The sequence below is a fragment of the Streptomyces sp. NBC_01635 genome, from assembly GCF_045209715.1.
GTDB classification, from domain to species: domain Bacteria; phylum Actinomycetota; class Actinomycetes; order Streptomycetales; family Streptomycetaceae; genus Streptomyces; species Streptomyces hirsutus.
On sequence record NZ_CP109277.1, the window covers coordinates 881075 to 894949 of the forward strand.

Sequence of the window (13875 nt, forward strand, 5' to 3'; positions counted from 1 at the left end):
GTCATGGACATCGACCTCGACACGTACGTCAAGGGCGTGCTGGACGGGAGGCGGGCGGTCGTCGCCCGCGCGATCACCCTCGTCGAGTCCACCCGCCCGCAGCACCGGGAACTGGCACAGCGGTTGCTGACCGAGTTGCTGCCGCGCAGCGGGCGGGCGCGGCGGATCGGCATCAGCGGGGTGCCGGGCGTGGGCAAGTCGACGTTCATCGACGCCTTCGGCACGATGCTGACCGGGCTGGGGCACCGGGTGGCCGTGCTCGCCGTGGACCCGTCGTCCAGCCGGACCGGCGGCTCCATCCTGGGCGACAAGACACGTATGGAGCGTCTGGCCGTCGATCCGGCGGCGTTCGTCCGTCCCTCCCCCACGGCCGGCACGCTCGGCGGGGTCGCGAAGGCGACCCGCGAGTCGATCGTGGTGATGGAGGCCGCCGGCTACGACGTGGTGCTGGTGGAGACGGTCGGCGTCGGCCAGTCCGAGACGGCCGTCGCGGGCATGGTCGACTCCTTCCTGCTGCTCACCCTCGCCCGCACCGGCGACCAGTTGCAGGGCATCAAGAAGGGCGTGCTGGAGCTGGCCGACGTGATCGCCGTCAACAAGGCCGACGGCCCGCACGAGCGCGACGCCCTCACCGCGGCCCGTGAACTGGCGGGCGCGCTGCGGCTGATGCACGGCCGGGACGCCTTCTGGAGTCCGCCGGTGCTCAGTTGCAGCGCACGCGAATCGACGGGCCTCGACACCGTCTGGGAGCGTCTGGAGCAGCACCGGACACTGCTGGACTCCACCGGACGCCTCGCCGACAAGCGCCGCGCCCAGCAGGTCGACTGGACCTGGACCATGGTCCGCGACGAACTCCTGGGCCGCCTGTACGCCGACCCGGCCGTCCGGTCCCTCACCCCTCGTCTGGAACAGCAGGTGAGGGACGGCGAGTTGACGGCCACCCTGGCTGCCGGCCGAATCCTGGACGCCTTCGCGGGCAGCGGTGGCGCTCCCTCTCCGTCCGGCTCCCCCGGCGACTGACCACGCCGCGGGCCGGGCCCCGGAAGGTGACCGGTACGGCCCGGACCGCCGGACGCGGAGAGGTTCACGGCTGCCCTGGGCGCTGAACCGCCGAGCGCGGGACCACCCGGCCTCGGTGCCCCTCGCGACCGGCGAAACCCGCCCCCCATACCGTTAGCATGTTCGAACTCGCGACGATCTCCCCGATCGTCCGTTCTCCACCGGTACACCATGCCAAACGGCTTATAGAGCGACCTATTTGTCCAATATCTAGTAAATGGGCCAAACAATTGAAAACTACTCCACCACGAATACCGTCACGGACGGACCACAGATCCGTCTTCGCCGCGCGGCTTCGGCCACGAGCGATGCTGTGGGCCACGGCGGGTGTGGCGGCTCTCGGCTTCCTCGTCGCGCTGGAGCTCTCCGCGCGCCACTACGGCCTACCGGGGCCGATCACCCATCAGGCACGAGAGGTGATCTTCGCCCCCCATTCGGGTCCGCTGCTGTACGCCGGTCTGGCGTTGACGATGGTGGTGCTCACCTGGCGGCAACGGCTCATCGCGGTCGGTGCCGCGATCGGCATCGACGTCCTCTTCTTGCTGGTGCGGTGGGCGATCGACGCCGAAATGAACTTCGGCAACGGCGCGTTGTGGGTGGTTCTGGGCTGTGCGGTCATCGCCGTCACGCGCCGTGCCGGCCGGGAACGCGCGTTGCTGCTGAAGGGCGCCGGGCTGGGCCTGCTGCTGGTGGCCGGCCACAAGACGGGCGACACCTGGCTGCTCATCACGTCGAAGACCCGCCCCGAAGTGCTCGACCAGTACGTGGTCACCGCCGATCGCGCGCTGGGCGACCCGTCGTGGCTGGTCGGCCAGGTCGTCAACGCCACCGCACCGGTCAGTGTCCATGTTCTCCACCTGGTCTACGGTCAGCTCCCGCTGGCAGCGGCACTCGTCGGGCTGTACCAGCTGCGTCACGTGGTGGTCGAGCGCCGCTTCCCGGCCCACCATCTGGTACGCACCTTCCTGGTCATCGGCCTGCTCGGGCCGGCCGTCTACATGCTCTTCCCGGTCGTCGGTCCGGTGTACGCCTACGGCGCGGACGGCGGGCAGTGGGCGGCGGCCGACCTGTGGCCGGACATACTGCCGTCGATCAGCGCCCCGCACCCGATGCCGTTCGACGAGATCACCCCGCGCAACTGCATGCCCAGCCTGCACACGGCATGGGCCGTCACGCTCTTCATCCATTCCCGCAAGGGCTCGCGGGCGATGCGGTACGCGGGCACGTTCTGGCTGGTCGGCACCCTCGGCGCGACGCTGGGCTTCGGCTACCACTACGGCGTGGACATCATCGCCGGCGTGGTGTTCGCGCTCACGATCGAGGCGGCGATGCGCTCTCTCGCACAGGGCTGGGACCGGTCGGGCGTCGGGCTGGTCGTCCACGGTACGACGGTGTTCACCCTGCTCCTGCTGTCGTACCGCTATCTGCCGGTGGAGATGGCCGGGCGTCCGTGGGTGTTCGGACCACTCCTCGTCCTGGCGACGGCCTCCGTGGTCCACGGCTACGTGCGGACCACCAGGCTGTGGGATGCGAAGGCCACGCCGGCGCGGCAACCGGAGCCGCGCCCCGCAGAACCGCAACCCGAACCGGCCTGAGCCCTGGCGCATCAGGTCGTGGGCCGAGCGCTTCACGGGCGGGGCCGGCACGCTGAACGTGTGCCGGCCCCGCCCTTCCAGCGGTGCTGTGCTGCCGGAGCGCCGTCGCCCCATCTGTTCTCCGCCCTGCCTGTTCCCTCCTGGTGCGGCTGTCCCGCCTCAACCGTCGGGGGCCGCGCCGACCGCCCGCCGCGCTCGCCGGCGGTCCGGCCCCGGCGGCGGTGCGCAGGCGGCGCGGGCGTCCGGTGGGACGCAGGTCGGGCAGGGCGTGGGCGTAGGGGGGCGCAGGACACCGTGCTGGTGGCGGGCGTGGTGTGGACCTCCTCCAGGGCCGGTGAGGCGAAGGTACGCCGGGGTTCGTCGGCGGCAGCGCGCGGGCCGAAGCGGACGGACCGGCGGGTGAGCTCCTGCCCCAGGGGCGGCGGGACGTCTTCCGGCGGGCCGCTCGGGTCGGGGACGGGGAAGGCCGCCGGCCCGCGTTCGCGATCACCCATGCGGTAGGACAGCAGGGTCGAGTACGGTCCGGTCAGGGCCGCGGGCCGCAGAAGAGGCGGACGGCGGTCGAGCCGGCCGGAGCCACGGGACGCGAACAGCGGGCCGAACGCCTTGCCCGGGCCGTCGGCGTCCCTGACCCGTACGGCCGGGCCCAGGCCGTACGGCAGCCGTCGGGGCAGGACCAGCGTGTGGGACCAGCGCACGGGCACCCGTACGGGCCGGGCCGGCCACGGCACGTTCCACCCCACGCCACTGCGACCGGGCACGTCCAGCGCGTCCGGGCACGCCACTCCGTGCGGGTACGGGGCCGGTGCCGCACGCCACCGCGCCGGCCGGTCGACGGCTCGGCGAGCGGTCCCGTCGGGAGCCATGAGCGGCATCTCGGTGTTCGGGACGGACGACGGCGCGCGCACAGCCGTCGGTCTTGTGCTTGAACAGGTCGCACGCCGCCGGGGCCCGGTCGAGCGAGAGAGCGCGGATCACCAGGTGGGACGTCTCGGTCCCGCCCGCGGCCCTCCACTCCAGCGGCATCGGGACGCGGCGCTGCCCGTGCATCCGCGCCCCGCACGGTGAGCCCGTTGTCGATCACGGTGCCGAGCGGGAACTCGTCGACGGCGCACGCGCAGACGCCCGGGACGCACACGGGGCCGGCCGTGCGGTAGGCATGGACGGCCTGACGCACGGCGGTGGGCCGGTCCGTCTGCGGCCGGAGCCGTTGCTCGGCCTGGTCGTACAAGTGCATCGGGCCGTGGCTGCGGGCTTCCGCGCCGACGGCGTCGGCGCACACGTCGGGACCGCGTCCGCCGGCGCGTTCGCGCGGATCGGCGGCGACGTCCGTGGTGGTGCAGTCGACGGTGCCCACGCCGACGTACTGCTCGGTCATGGCCGGCCGTTCGGGAACGCGGTCGGTGGAGACGCCCCGCTCGGCGCCGGGCAGGATCGGCGCCCCGGCCGCCCTCCGCCCCACCACCCCCACCAACCGCCGGCCGGCCCGGCAACGCCCCCGCGCCATCGGCGAGGCCGGAGGTCCGGGTTCACGGCTCAATCCTCGGGATTGACTGTTGACACCCCATTGCCGCCCCGATCATGATGATACTCCGTAGTATGAAACAGGAGCGAGATGAACTTCGAAGGTCGGGTAGCGGTGGTGACCGGTGCCGGTGGCGGGCTGGGGCGGGCTCATGCCATGGCCCTTGCCGAGCGCGGCGTCAAGGTGGTCGTCAATGACATGGGGTCGCCGAGTGGAGAGTCCACCGGCCGGAGCGCGGCGGCACAGGTTGCCGCGGAGATCCGGGCCGCCGGTGGTGAGGCGTTCGCCCACCTCTGTGACGTCACGGACGCGGAGGCCGTCGAGAAGATGATCGGCGAGACCCTCGCGCGGTGGGGCCGTGTCGACATCCTCATCAACAATGCCGGGGTCCTGCGCGACAAGTCCTTCGCGAAGATCCGGTTGGACCACGTCCGCCAGGTCGTCGACGTGCACCTGATGGGCTCGGTCCACTGCACCAAGGCGGTGTGGCCGCACATGGTGGAACAGGGCTACGGCAGAGTGCTGATGACCACGTCGGCATCCGGCATCTACGGCAACTTCGGCCAGTCCAACTACGGTGCGGCGAAGTCCGGCCTGGTCGGTCTGATGAACGTCCTCGCGATCGAGGGCGAGCGAAAGGGCATTCGTGTCAACGCGCTCGCCCCGACCGCGGCCACGCAGATGACCGAGGGCTTGATCGACGAGCGGATCCTCGGCCTGCTCACCCCCGAATCGATTGCTCCGGGAGCCCTGTTCCTCGTCAGTGAACAGGCCCCCACCAAGACCATTCTCGCCGCCGGTGCCGGCGTCTTCGCCGTTGCGCAGATGAAGGAGTCCGCGGGGGTGTACCTCGCCGAGGGCGACCGCTCGCCCGAAACCATCGCCGAGCGGTGGGCCGAGATCAGCGACATGAGCGCCCCCGTGGTCACCGCCTCCGCGTTCGACCAGACGAAGCGGTATGCCGCCATGGCGGGCACCGAGACGGGGGCCGTGCCGTGAGAGAGGCCGTCATCGTGTCCACGGCCCGGACGCCGATCGGCAAGGCGTTCCGTGGCTCGTTCAACGACACGTCGGGGCAGCAGCTGGCCGCCCACGCGATCACCGGCGCACTGCGGCGAGCGGGACTCGACGGACCGGAGATCGAGGACGTCGTGTTCGGCTGCGCGATGCAGGAGGGCTCGACGGGGATGAACGTCGCCCGCCAGGGGGCGCTGCGAGCGGGTCTGCCGGTGTCGGTTCCCGGAATGCCCCTCGACCGGCAGTGCGCGTCGGGTCTGATGGCGATCGCGACCGCGGCGAAACAGGTCGTCACCGACGGGATGAACATCGTGATCGGTGGCGGAGTCGAATCCATCTCCCTCGTCCAGAACGAGCACAGGAACACCCACCGGGCCCTCGACCCGTGGCTGTCGCGGGAGAAACCCTCGCTCTACATGAGCATGCTGGAGACGGCGGAGATCGTGGCGGAGCGTTACGGCATCAGCCGCGACGAGCAGGACGAGTTCGCCCTGCTGTCCCAGCGGCGGACGGCCGCCGCGCAACGAGCGGGACTCTTCGACGAAGAGATCGTCGCCCTGTCCGGCCGGCGGACGACCCCCGGGGGCCCGGACGTCCCGGCGGCCGTCCAGGAGTTCACTCTGCGCGAGGACGAGGGAAGCCGTGCCTCGACCACACGTGACGCGCTGTCCCGTCTCCGGCCGGTACTTCCCGACGGGAAGGTGTCCGCGACCTCCACGGTCACCGCCGGCAACGCGTCCCAGCTCTCCGACGGCGCCTCCGCCGCCGTCGTGATGGAGGCCCGCGAAGCGGGGAGACGCGGACTCACCCCGCTCGGCGCCTACCGGGGGATCGCCGTCGCCGGCTGCGAGCCGGACGAAATGGGGATCGGCCCCGTGCACGCGGTCCCCAGGCTGCTCGCCGAACACCGCCTCTCCGTGGACGACATCGACCTGTGGGAACTCAACGAGGCCTTCGCGTCGCAGGCCGTCCACTGCCGTGACCGCCTGGGCATCGATCCGGCCAAGCTCAACGTCAACGGCGGCGCCATCGCGGTCGGCCACCCCTACGGCATGACGGGGGCCCGCCTCGTCGGCCACGCCCTGCTCGAGGGACGCCGGCGCGGTGCCCGGTTCGCCGTCATCACCATGTGCGTCGGCGGAGGCATGGGCGCCGCCGGCCTCTTCGAGATCTTCTGACGACCACCGTCTGCCGACGCGGTCGGCGCGGACTCCCTCCTCCGAGCGGACTGCCTCTCCGAGCGGAGTCCCTCCTTCGAACAGCGGGGATCCGGAACAGTCCGGCCGCTGCCGTACCGGGGCGACACGTCACCACCACCCCGGATGCGTTCCCCGCACGACACCCGTACCTCAACCCGTTGGAAGGGCTTCGATGACTGTCGATTCGGTTTCTTCGGCGGCGGACACGCTGCACGCGCGCGCCACGCGCAAGGCCATGGTCAGACTCCTGCCGATCATGCTGGCCGCCTACTTCATGGCCTACATCGACCGCACCAACGTCGCGCTCGCCAAGACCCATCTGCAGGCCGACGTCGGCATCAGCGTCACGGCCTTCGGGCTGGGCGCCGGCATCTTCTTCGTCAGCTACGCCTTCCTGGAGGTGCCCGGCAGTCTGATCATGCACAGAGTCGGCCCAAGACGGTGGATCGCACGGATCGCCGTCACCTGGGGCGCGCTCTCGGCGGCCATGATGTTCGTCCAGGGCGAGTGGTCGTTCTACGTGCTGCGCTTCCTCCTCGGCATGGCCGAAGCCGGCCTCTACCCGACCCTCATGTACATGGTCACCGTGTGGTTCTCCCAGAAGCACCGCGCCACCGTGGTCGGATTCATCTACCTGGCCCCGACCGTCGCCCTGGTCGTGGGCAACCCGATGGGCGGCGCGCTGATGGAGTTCGACACCGCTCTGGGGCTGCACGGATGGCAGTGGATGTTCCTGATCGAGGGCATCGTGACCATGCTCGTCGGCGTCCTCGTCTGGTTCAGCCTGCCGGAGACGCCCCGCGACGCCTCATGGCTGACGTCCGAGGAAGCGGAGATACTCTCCGCCCGGGCCGCCGGTGACGGCACCGAAACCGGAAACCGCGTCAAGGGCAACCTGAAGCATGCCTTCGCCCGCCCCTTCATCGTCATCGTCGCGCTGATCTACCTGTTCAACCAGGTCACGAACGTCGGCATCGTCTTCAACATGCCGTCGATCGTCGAGGGGCTGAACATTCACGGCTCGTTCCTCATCGGCCTGGTGTCGGGAAGCGCCGGTATCGGGGCCACCCTCGGAGTCCTCCTCGTGCCCCTCGTGCACCGCCGTTTCGGCAACGAGGTGGCGCTCATCGGGATCCTCGCGGCGTCGACGGCGGTGACGGCGGCGATCTTCGTTCTCTCGTCGTCCCCGACCCTGCAGATCCTGCTGATCGTGGTGTCCATGGTCTTCGTGTTCGGCACGCTGCCGCTGTTCTGGTCCGTGGCCATGGCGCGGATGTCCGGGCTGGTCGCCGCTGCCGGCCTCGCGTTCATCAACACGATCGGACTCCTCGGCGGATTCCTCGGCCCGTACGCCTTCGGCCTGGCCGAGGAGGCGACCGGGAACCCCAGCGCGGGGCTCTACGTCGTCATCGCCGCCTCGGTCGTCGGCGTCCTGCTCACGCCTCTGCTCGCACGGGCCGTCCGGAGCGAGGACGCAGCCGCGGCCCCGGCCCCCGTCTCGCGTTAGCCGCGTCCCCTCCCGGAACGAGACACGAAGGAAACGCACATGCACGGCCTCATGCAGGACCGCCCCTTGTCACTGCCGATGCTCATGGACGGCATGGAGCACCGGTTCAGCCGCAAACACGTCACCACGACCCAGCTGAGCGGCACGGTGTCCGCTTCCTACGGCGACGTCGCCGAGCGCGTCCGACGCCTCGCCGGAGTGCTGGATCACCTGGGCGTCCCCGCCGGCGCCCGGGTGGGGAGTTTCGGATGGAACTCGCAGCGCCACCTGGAGCTGTACCTGGCCGTGCCCTGCTCGGGGCGGGTCCTGCACACGGTCAACCACCGTCTCTTCGCGGACGACCTCGCCTACATCGTCGACGACGCCGCGGACGACGTCCTCTTCGTCGACCGGTCGCTCCTCGACGTGGTGCACCCCCTGCTCGAGAAGTGCCCGAGTGTGCGACATCTCGTCGTGATGGACGACGGCTCACCGACGGAGCTGCCGATCGACCCCCGGGTACACGACTACGAGACCCTCCTGAGCGTCGCACGGCCGGTCTCGGCGTTCGAGAGCATCGACGAACGCACCGCCGCCGCCCTGTGCTACACGTCGGGGACGACGGGCCGCCCCAAGGGAGTCCTCTACGACCATCGCTCGATCGTGCTGCACGCGATGACGCTGCTGATGGCGGACACCTTCGCCATCGGCGAGGACGACACGGTGATGCCGATCGTGCCCATGTTCCACGTCAACGCCTGGGGCCTCCCCTACGCCGCGCTGATGGCCGGAGCGAACCTGGTCATGCCCGGCCCGGTCATGTCACCGGAGCGTCTGGTGCGGGCGATGGAGACGTGCCGGGTCACGTTCGCCGCCGCGGTGACCACGGTCTGGCGCGGGATGCTGCCCCACCTCGGCGACGCCGACCTGAGCGCACTGCGGCGCGCCGTCAGCGGCGGGGGCGCGCTGCCCGTCCCGCTCTCCCGCGCCTTCCACGAGAAGGCCGGCATCCCGCTGGCGAGTTCGTGGGGGATGACCGAGACCAGCCCGCTGGTCTGCAGCGCGAGAGTGCCCAGCGAAACAGCGCAGTCCCTGACCGAGAACGACCGCATCACGGCGCTGGCCGCCCCCGGTCCCCCCACGGTGCTGTGCTCGCTGCGTCTGGTCGCCGAGGACGGTTCCCCCGCGCCCCGCGACGGACGGCACCGAGGTGAACTGCAGGTCGCCGGCCCGACCGTCGCGGCCGCCTATTTCGGCGGTTCCCCCCAGGCCTCGGCGTTCACCGAGGACGGCTGGTTGCGGACCGGTGACGTGGCCACCATCGACCCCTTCGGTGTCGTGCGCATCGTCGACCGGACCAAGGACCTCATCAAGTCGGGAGGAGAGTGGATCTCGTCGGTCGAACTCGAGAACGAGATCATGGCGATGACCGATGTCCTGGAAGCCGCGGTCGTCGCGGTGCCCGACGACAAGTGGGGAGAGAGGCCGCTCGCCTGCGTGGTGCCGGTACCGGATTCGGGCCTCACCGCCGAGAGCGTCCGCCGGCATCTGTCCGGACGGGTGGCCAAGTGGTGGATCCCCGAGAGAGTGGTCTTGTTGGACGATCTTCCCAAGACGGCGTCCGGGAAGTTCGCGAAAGCCGCGCTGCGCCGGTCGATGGCCCCTACGAGCGGCTGACGGACAGCCCCGCACCACTGAACGGCCCGTCACGGACTCCGCCACGGCAGAGTCTCAGCGAACCGGATCGAGGAGCAGTCCTCCGACCACGATGTCCACGACCTCGTCGGCAAGGCGCCTCAGGTCGTCCGCCGACTGCCCCTCGATCCGGCGAAACCACATGTCGACGGCATTGAGACTGCACAGCAGCGTCCGGGCGGCCAGATTCGCGCGCACGGGACGAATGGTGCCGTCGGCGATTCCCTCCTTGACGACCTGAAGGAAAAGGTCTTCGTATGCGGCCCGCAGGACGTTCAGCTCGTCCAACGCCTTCCGCTGACGAGGCTTCAGCGCTGTCGACGACTGCTCACGCACTCCGAGATGAACCACATGGTGATACGTGAGGTTCGTCATCAGATTCATCACGTGCTGGGTCGACATGGCGATGAGTCTCTCCCGCCCGCTCTTGGGAGCCCGGGCCAGCGGCTCCACCTGTTCGCGGACGGTTCGCATGCCGTGCTCGTACGCGGCGAGGAAAATGTCGAACTTGGAGCGGAAGTGGTAGTAGATCAGCCCTTTGGTGGCACCGATGCTGTCGGCGATGTCATCGATGGCGACGCCGAACCCCTGCTCCATGAAGGCCTCGGCCGCGGCATCCAGAATTCGACGCTTGGCATTGTCGGCCTCGACGCCGTCCGTGACTGCCATCCAGATCCTTCTCCCGTTCGGTATTCGTCCGGCGCACTGCTCACCGACGCACTCTTCGAGGGTCCGGAGCACCTGATGATGATACTCCCTAGTATTTCAGGCGAGAAACACGTAGTGAGCCCACGGCCACCGGCGACGGCGCCCTGCCGACAGGGCTGCTGGAACTGCGCAGGCTCTGCGACAGCAACAGCGGGCAGCCGCCGGTCGCCGGCATCGCCGAGCACGTCGCCACCTACGTCTGGGAGTACGAGCACGACATCGACCGCACGCTCGTCTCGGCCCGCCGGACCATCGCCGAACCGGCTCCGGTCGACAATCCGTCCGTGCAGCTCATGGGGCATTCCCGGCTGAGCGAGCTGTGCTTGCGGATGGGGCGGGGCGAGGAAGCGTACGGGCATCTCATGGCGGTGCTCGATGTGCTGCCGCGGCTCGGCGACGGGCACGACCACCTCTTCATCCGCCGGCTTCTCATCCTCGCCTGCCTGCAGCGCGGCGCACGCGCACGCAGGCCGGATCGAGCTGGTCGCGGAGCCGGTCGACCGGCTGCGGCAGGGGCTGCGGACCCTGCTCTCCGGTCCGGCCGGCTCGCTCATGGAACTCCCCGTGCTCGGGACGGTGCTGCACGCCCTCGGCATGGCGGGGCTCGCGTCCGGCGACGCCGGTGCCGGTGCCGGTGCCGGTGCCGTACGGATGATCGCGCTGGCCGAACGGCTGTGGGTACTGCGCGACTTCCGGCCGACGATGTCGGCGGACCGTGCCCGGGGGGTGGCCCAGGATGCCGACCTGGTCGGCTTCAACTTCGAAAATGAGTCACCGATCGAAGAGTCACTCTCCAGCCGTCCCCACCGTTCCTGTCCGCGCAGGCGGTCGGCATCTGCTGCAATGGATACGGGCGAACGCCGGTGGCTGTTCACTGGACGGTGTGCGGGCTGCGCTGTTCGGACCAGTTTTCGGAGGCGCTCATGAGGCGGTCCTCTTCACCGCCGTATTCATCGTTCCGGTGATCTGTTCCAAGGAGCGGCATTCAGCACCCGTGCGCCGAAGCCCGCAGCAACGGTTCGGCCTGTACCTGTTCGGCCGGACCGCGCATCCGTAGGATCGGGCAAGACGCCGGGCGACATGCTGACGGCCTCTGATTTTGATCGTCCAGGCCAGCCATCATGCGCGTCCGTGTGCCGTCGTTGCCGTCAGGAATGCCGTCAAATCTGGACTATGACGCCACCACCGACTGTCTGCGCCCGTCCCGGTCCCGGCAACCCGGCCCTGCCGCCTCGCCCCCACCAGTCTCGGACAGCGAACCGAACGGAGCCCTCCTGCGAGTTACGGCTTCCTCTGCTGATTCAAGCCAGGACGGCACGATGTGCGGTCCCAGAGGGACCGCACATCGCGTTGCCGTAGGTGGGTTATCGGCCGTGGCCGTTGTGGTTGCCGTTACCGCCATGGCCGTTGCCGTGGTGGTCGCCGTTACCGCCACGGCCGTTGCCGTGGTGGTCGCCGTTACCGCCATAGCCGTTGCCGTGGTGGTCGCCGTTACCGCCATAGCCGTTGCCGTGGTGGTCGCCGTTACCGCCATAGCCGTTGCCGTGGTGGTCGCCGTTACCGCCACGGCCGTAGTTGTCGTAGCCGTTGTGGTAGCCGTTACCGCCACGGCCGTAGTCGTCGTAGCCGTTGTGGTAGCCGTTACCGCCACGACCGTAGTAGTCACAGTCGTCGTTCCACCAGGAGTGGTGGTTATTGCAGTACTGGCTGGGACTGTAGTTCTGAGAGGAGGCCGAAGCGGTGCCTGCTGTACCGACTGCGACACCGCCGGCCATCAGCAGCCCTGCGGCCGACGCCATGGCGAGGCGCCTCGCGCGTTGTGTTCGCATGGGAAATACCTTTCGCTCCATCGTCTCCCGCGCACCGAAAGGGAGTGCGGGAATGGATGGCCGCAGCCGCAAACAAAAGTTGCGACAGGGTCTTTGAATGTCACTGCATGCCGATCCGGTGCACGGGCTCGACCGCCGACGCCTCCAGGCCGCCCTCGGTACACGCGGGCGATCACTGCGGTCATGGTCCGCTCGGTTCGGGAACCGGTCGGCCGGGCGTGCCGTGCTTGCGGCATTCACTCACCGAGCCTAGTCACGTATCGGCACATCGGCATCTCGGGAGACCCATCGCGTTGAACCGTCACCGCGGGATCCGGACCACACCCTCCTGGATCACCGAGACGACGAGCCGGCCGTCTCCCCTGTGATCCGGTCCTGGCCCGGCGGCAGGCGCCCCGTTCGAGCCCGGCGGCTGTGTCCGGTGGCGCCGTCACCGGGCGACTCCGTGCCGGGAAGTCGCCCGTCCGGAATTCATGGCGATCGACATGTTCCTCTTCCTCATCAGCGCCGCCGTCCACCGGCATACGAAGAAGGGTCACACCCAGCAGGCCGCCGCCGCCCAGCTCCTTGCCTGCTCCGAGGGACGTGGAGACAGGCCATACCCCAAAGTGGGTTGCTGCCGGATTCACCCGCACTGGGCAGAGCATGGCTCCGACGGTTCGGCCAGGGCCTGTCCGGCGGAACATGCCTGGGACCCGGTGGTCCGGCACGCCCCTCCGCAGCGTTGTCGTCAGGGGAGGAAGGAGAATAAGCGGCATGGCCATGGTGAAAGGCATCGATGTCCGCGGCATGCAGCACTGTGAGACGACGGCGCTGGGCGTGCTGTTGCGGCATGCGGGACTCGACTTGTCCGAGCCCATGCTGTTCGGGCTCGGCTCCGGGCTGTCCTTCATCTACTGGGACAGCAAAGCCATGGGTTTTCCCTTCCTGGGAGGTCGGGTCAAGCCGTTCGAGCTCACCAGGAACCTGGCCGCCGCCCTCGGGCTCGAGTTGCTGATCGGGGAGACCGCCTCCCCGCGCAAGGCATGGCAGAACGTGGCGGCACCCATCGACGCCGGTCGGCCGGTCGGCCTGCAACTCGACAGCTACCACCTGGACTACTTCAGCACCAAGGTGCACTTCGGCGGGCACGTCGTGGCCATGTACGGCTACGACGAACAGGACGCCTACCTGGTGGACACCGCCCCGCAGGGCGGAGCCGTCTCCACCAGCCTCGCCGGCCTGGCCAGAGCCAGGGCCGAGCGCGGCCCCATGACCGCCAAGCACCGCTCCTTCACCATCACGGCGCCCAGCAGCGCGACACCCTCGCAGGACCGGATCATCCTCGCGATCAAGACCTGCGCCGACGCCTTCCTGAACCCGCCCATCGCGAACCTGGGCCACCGGGGCATCGAGAAGACCGCCAAGCACGTGCCGAAGTGGCTGCATCGCAGCGACGATCCGCGGGAGGACCTGCCACGGGCCGCCGCCCTCATGGAGAGGGCCGGCACCGGCGGCGCCCTGTTCCGCAATCTCTACCGGGACTTCCTCGCCGAGTGCGCCCAGCTGATCGACAGCAGCCACCTGCGCACCGGCCACACTCTGTATACCGAGGCCGCCGCCCTCTGGACACAGGTGGCCGCACTCATCGCGACAGCTGGCGAATCCGGCGACACGAAGAACCTCGTGCAGGCCGGCTCCCTCCTCCACGAGCTCTCGCGCATCGAACGCGATGCTATGCGGGCGCTCAGCCTGCTCCAGTGCTGACGAGTCGTTCCACCGG

The 13875-nt window shown here is 69.4% G+C and carries 11 protein-coding genes; 8 read left to right on the forward strand and 3 right to left on the reverse strand.

Annotated elements, in window-relative coordinates:
- Positions 1-3: 3 nt before the first annotated feature.
- Entirely contained in the window at positions 4-1020 is a 1017-nt protein-coding gene (gene meaB / locus OHB56_RS04365; protein ID WP_326756440.1) for a methylmalonyl Co-A mutase-associated GTPase MeaB, read from the forward strand.
- Positions 1021-1367: 347 nt separating this feature from the next.
- Positions 1368-2654: a phosphatase PAP2 family protein gene (locus tag OHB56_RS04370; protein WP_326756439.1), complete on the forward strand. Its 1287-nt coding sequence runs from the start codon at positions 1368-1370 to the stop codon at positions 2652-2654.
- A 32-nt stretch (positions 2655-2686) separates the two neighbouring features.
- Here OHB56_RS04370 and OHB56_RS04375 read toward each other — a convergent pair whose 3' ends face one another.
- Positions 2687-3520: a phosphodiesterase gene (locus OHB56_RS04375; RefSeq protein ID WP_406351704.1), complete on the reverse strand. Its 834-nt coding sequence runs from the start codon at positions 3518-3520 to the stop codon at positions 2687-2689.
- Positions 3521-4269: 749 nt separating this feature from the next.
- On the opposite strand from OHB56_RS04375, the gene OHB56_RS04380 reads away from it, so the two are divergent.
- The 4 genes from OHB56_RS04380 to OHB56_RS04395 all read left to right on the forward strand — a co-directional run bounded on the left by OHB56_RS04380 (position 4270) and on the right by OHB56_RS04395 (position 9558).
- Positions 4270-5178, forward strand: coding sequence for an SDR family NAD(P)-dependent oxidoreductase (locus OHB56_RS04380; protein ID WP_326756437.1), 909 nt, complete (start codon positions 4270-4272; stop codon positions 5176-5178).
- Entirely contained in the window at positions 5175-6374 is a 1200-nt protein-coding gene (locus OHB56_RS04385) for an acetyl-CoA C-acyltransferase (protein WP_406351706.1), read from the forward strand. The genes OHB56_RS04380 and OHB56_RS04385 overlap by 4 nt, the downstream gene beginning before the upstream one ends.
- Positions 6375-6567: 193 nt before the next feature.
- A complete protein-coding gene (locus tag OHB56_RS04390) occupies positions 6568-7902 on the forward strand; it encodes an MFS transporter (RefSeq protein WP_326756435.1) in 1335 nt (444 codons plus the stop codon).
- A 39-nt stretch (positions 7903-7941) separates the two neighbouring features.
- A complete protein-coding gene (locus tag OHB56_RS04395) occupies positions 7942-9558 on the forward strand; it encodes a long-chain fatty acid--CoA ligase (RefSeq protein ID WP_326756434.1) in 1617 nt (538 codons plus the stop codon).
- Positions 9559-9612: 54 nt separating this feature from the next.
- On the opposite strand, the gene OHB56_RS04400 is transcribed toward OHB56_RS04395, so the two are convergent.
- The gene (locus OHB56_RS04400) at positions 9613-10245 is read right to left on the reverse strand and encodes a TetR/AcrR family transcriptional regulator (protein ID WP_326756433.1); all 633 of its coding nucleotides are present in this window, start codon (positions 10243-10245) and stop codon (positions 9613-9615) included.
- 603 nt (positions 10246-10848) lie between these two features.
- Here OHB56_RS04400 and OHB56_RS04405 point away from each other — a divergent pair.
- On the forward strand, positions 10849-11211 hold the full coding sequence (locus OHB56_RS04405; RefSeq protein ID WP_406351709.1) for a hypothetical protein: 363 nt from the start codon (positions 10849-10851) through the stop codon (positions 11209-11211).
- A 437-nt stretch (positions 11212-11648) separates the two neighbouring features.
- Here OHB56_RS04405 and OHB56_RS04410 read toward each other — a convergent pair whose 3' ends face one another.
- The gene (locus OHB56_RS04410; protein WP_406351711.1) at positions 11649-12083 is read right to left on the reverse strand and encodes a hypothetical protein; all 435 of its coding nucleotides are present in this window, start codon (positions 12081-12083) and stop codon (positions 11649-11651) included.
- Positions 12084-12869: 786 nt separating this feature from the next.
- On the opposite strand from OHB56_RS04410, the gene OHB56_RS04415 reads away from it, so the two are divergent.
- The gene (locus tag OHB56_RS04415) at positions 12870-13859 is read left to right on the forward strand and encodes a BtrH N-terminal domain-containing protein (RefSeq protein WP_406351713.1); all 990 of its coding nucleotides are present in this window, start codon (positions 12870-12872) and stop codon (positions 13857-13859) included.
- Positions 13860-13875: the final 16 nt, after the last annotated feature.

Bases quoted from the DNA above. Each gene is read 5' to 3' on its own strand.
- OHB56_RS04375 (WP_406351704.1), bottom strand. From the start codon at position 3,520: ATGGCTCCCGACGGGACCGCTCGCCGAGCCGTCGACCGGCCGGCGCGG.
- OHB56_RS04400 (WP_326756433.1), bottom strand. From the start codon at position 10,245: ATGGCAGTCACGGACGGCGTCGAGGCCGACAATGCCAAGCGTCGAATT.
- OHB56_RS04395 (WP_326756434.1), top strand. From the start codon at position 7,942: ATGCACGGCCTCATGCAGGACCGCCCCTTGTCACTGCCGATGCTCATG.
- meaB (WP_326756440.1), top strand. From the start codon at position 4: ATGGACATCGACCTCGACACGTACGTCAAGGGCGTGCTGGACGGGAGG.
- OHB56_RS04380 (WP_326756437.1), top strand. From the start codon at position 4,270: ATGAACTTCGAAGGTCGGGTAGCGGTGGTGACCGGTGCCGGTGGCGGG.
- OHB56_RS04370 (WP_326756439.1), top strand. From the start codon at position 1,368: ATGCTGTGGGCCACGGCGGGTGTGGCGGCTCTCGGCTTCCTCGTCGCG.
- OHB56_RS04390 (WP_326756435.1), top strand. From the start codon at position 6,568: ATGACTGTCGATTCGGTTTCTTCGGCGGCGGACACGCTGCACGCGCGC.
- OHB56_RS04410 (WP_406351711.1), bottom strand. From the start codon at position 12,083: ATGGCGTCGGCCGCAGGGCTGCTGATGGCCGGCGGTGTCGCAGTCGGT.
- OHB56_RS04415 (WP_406351713.1), top strand. From the start codon at position 12,870: ATGGCCATGGTGAAAGGCATCGATGTCCGCGGCATGCAGCACTGTGAG.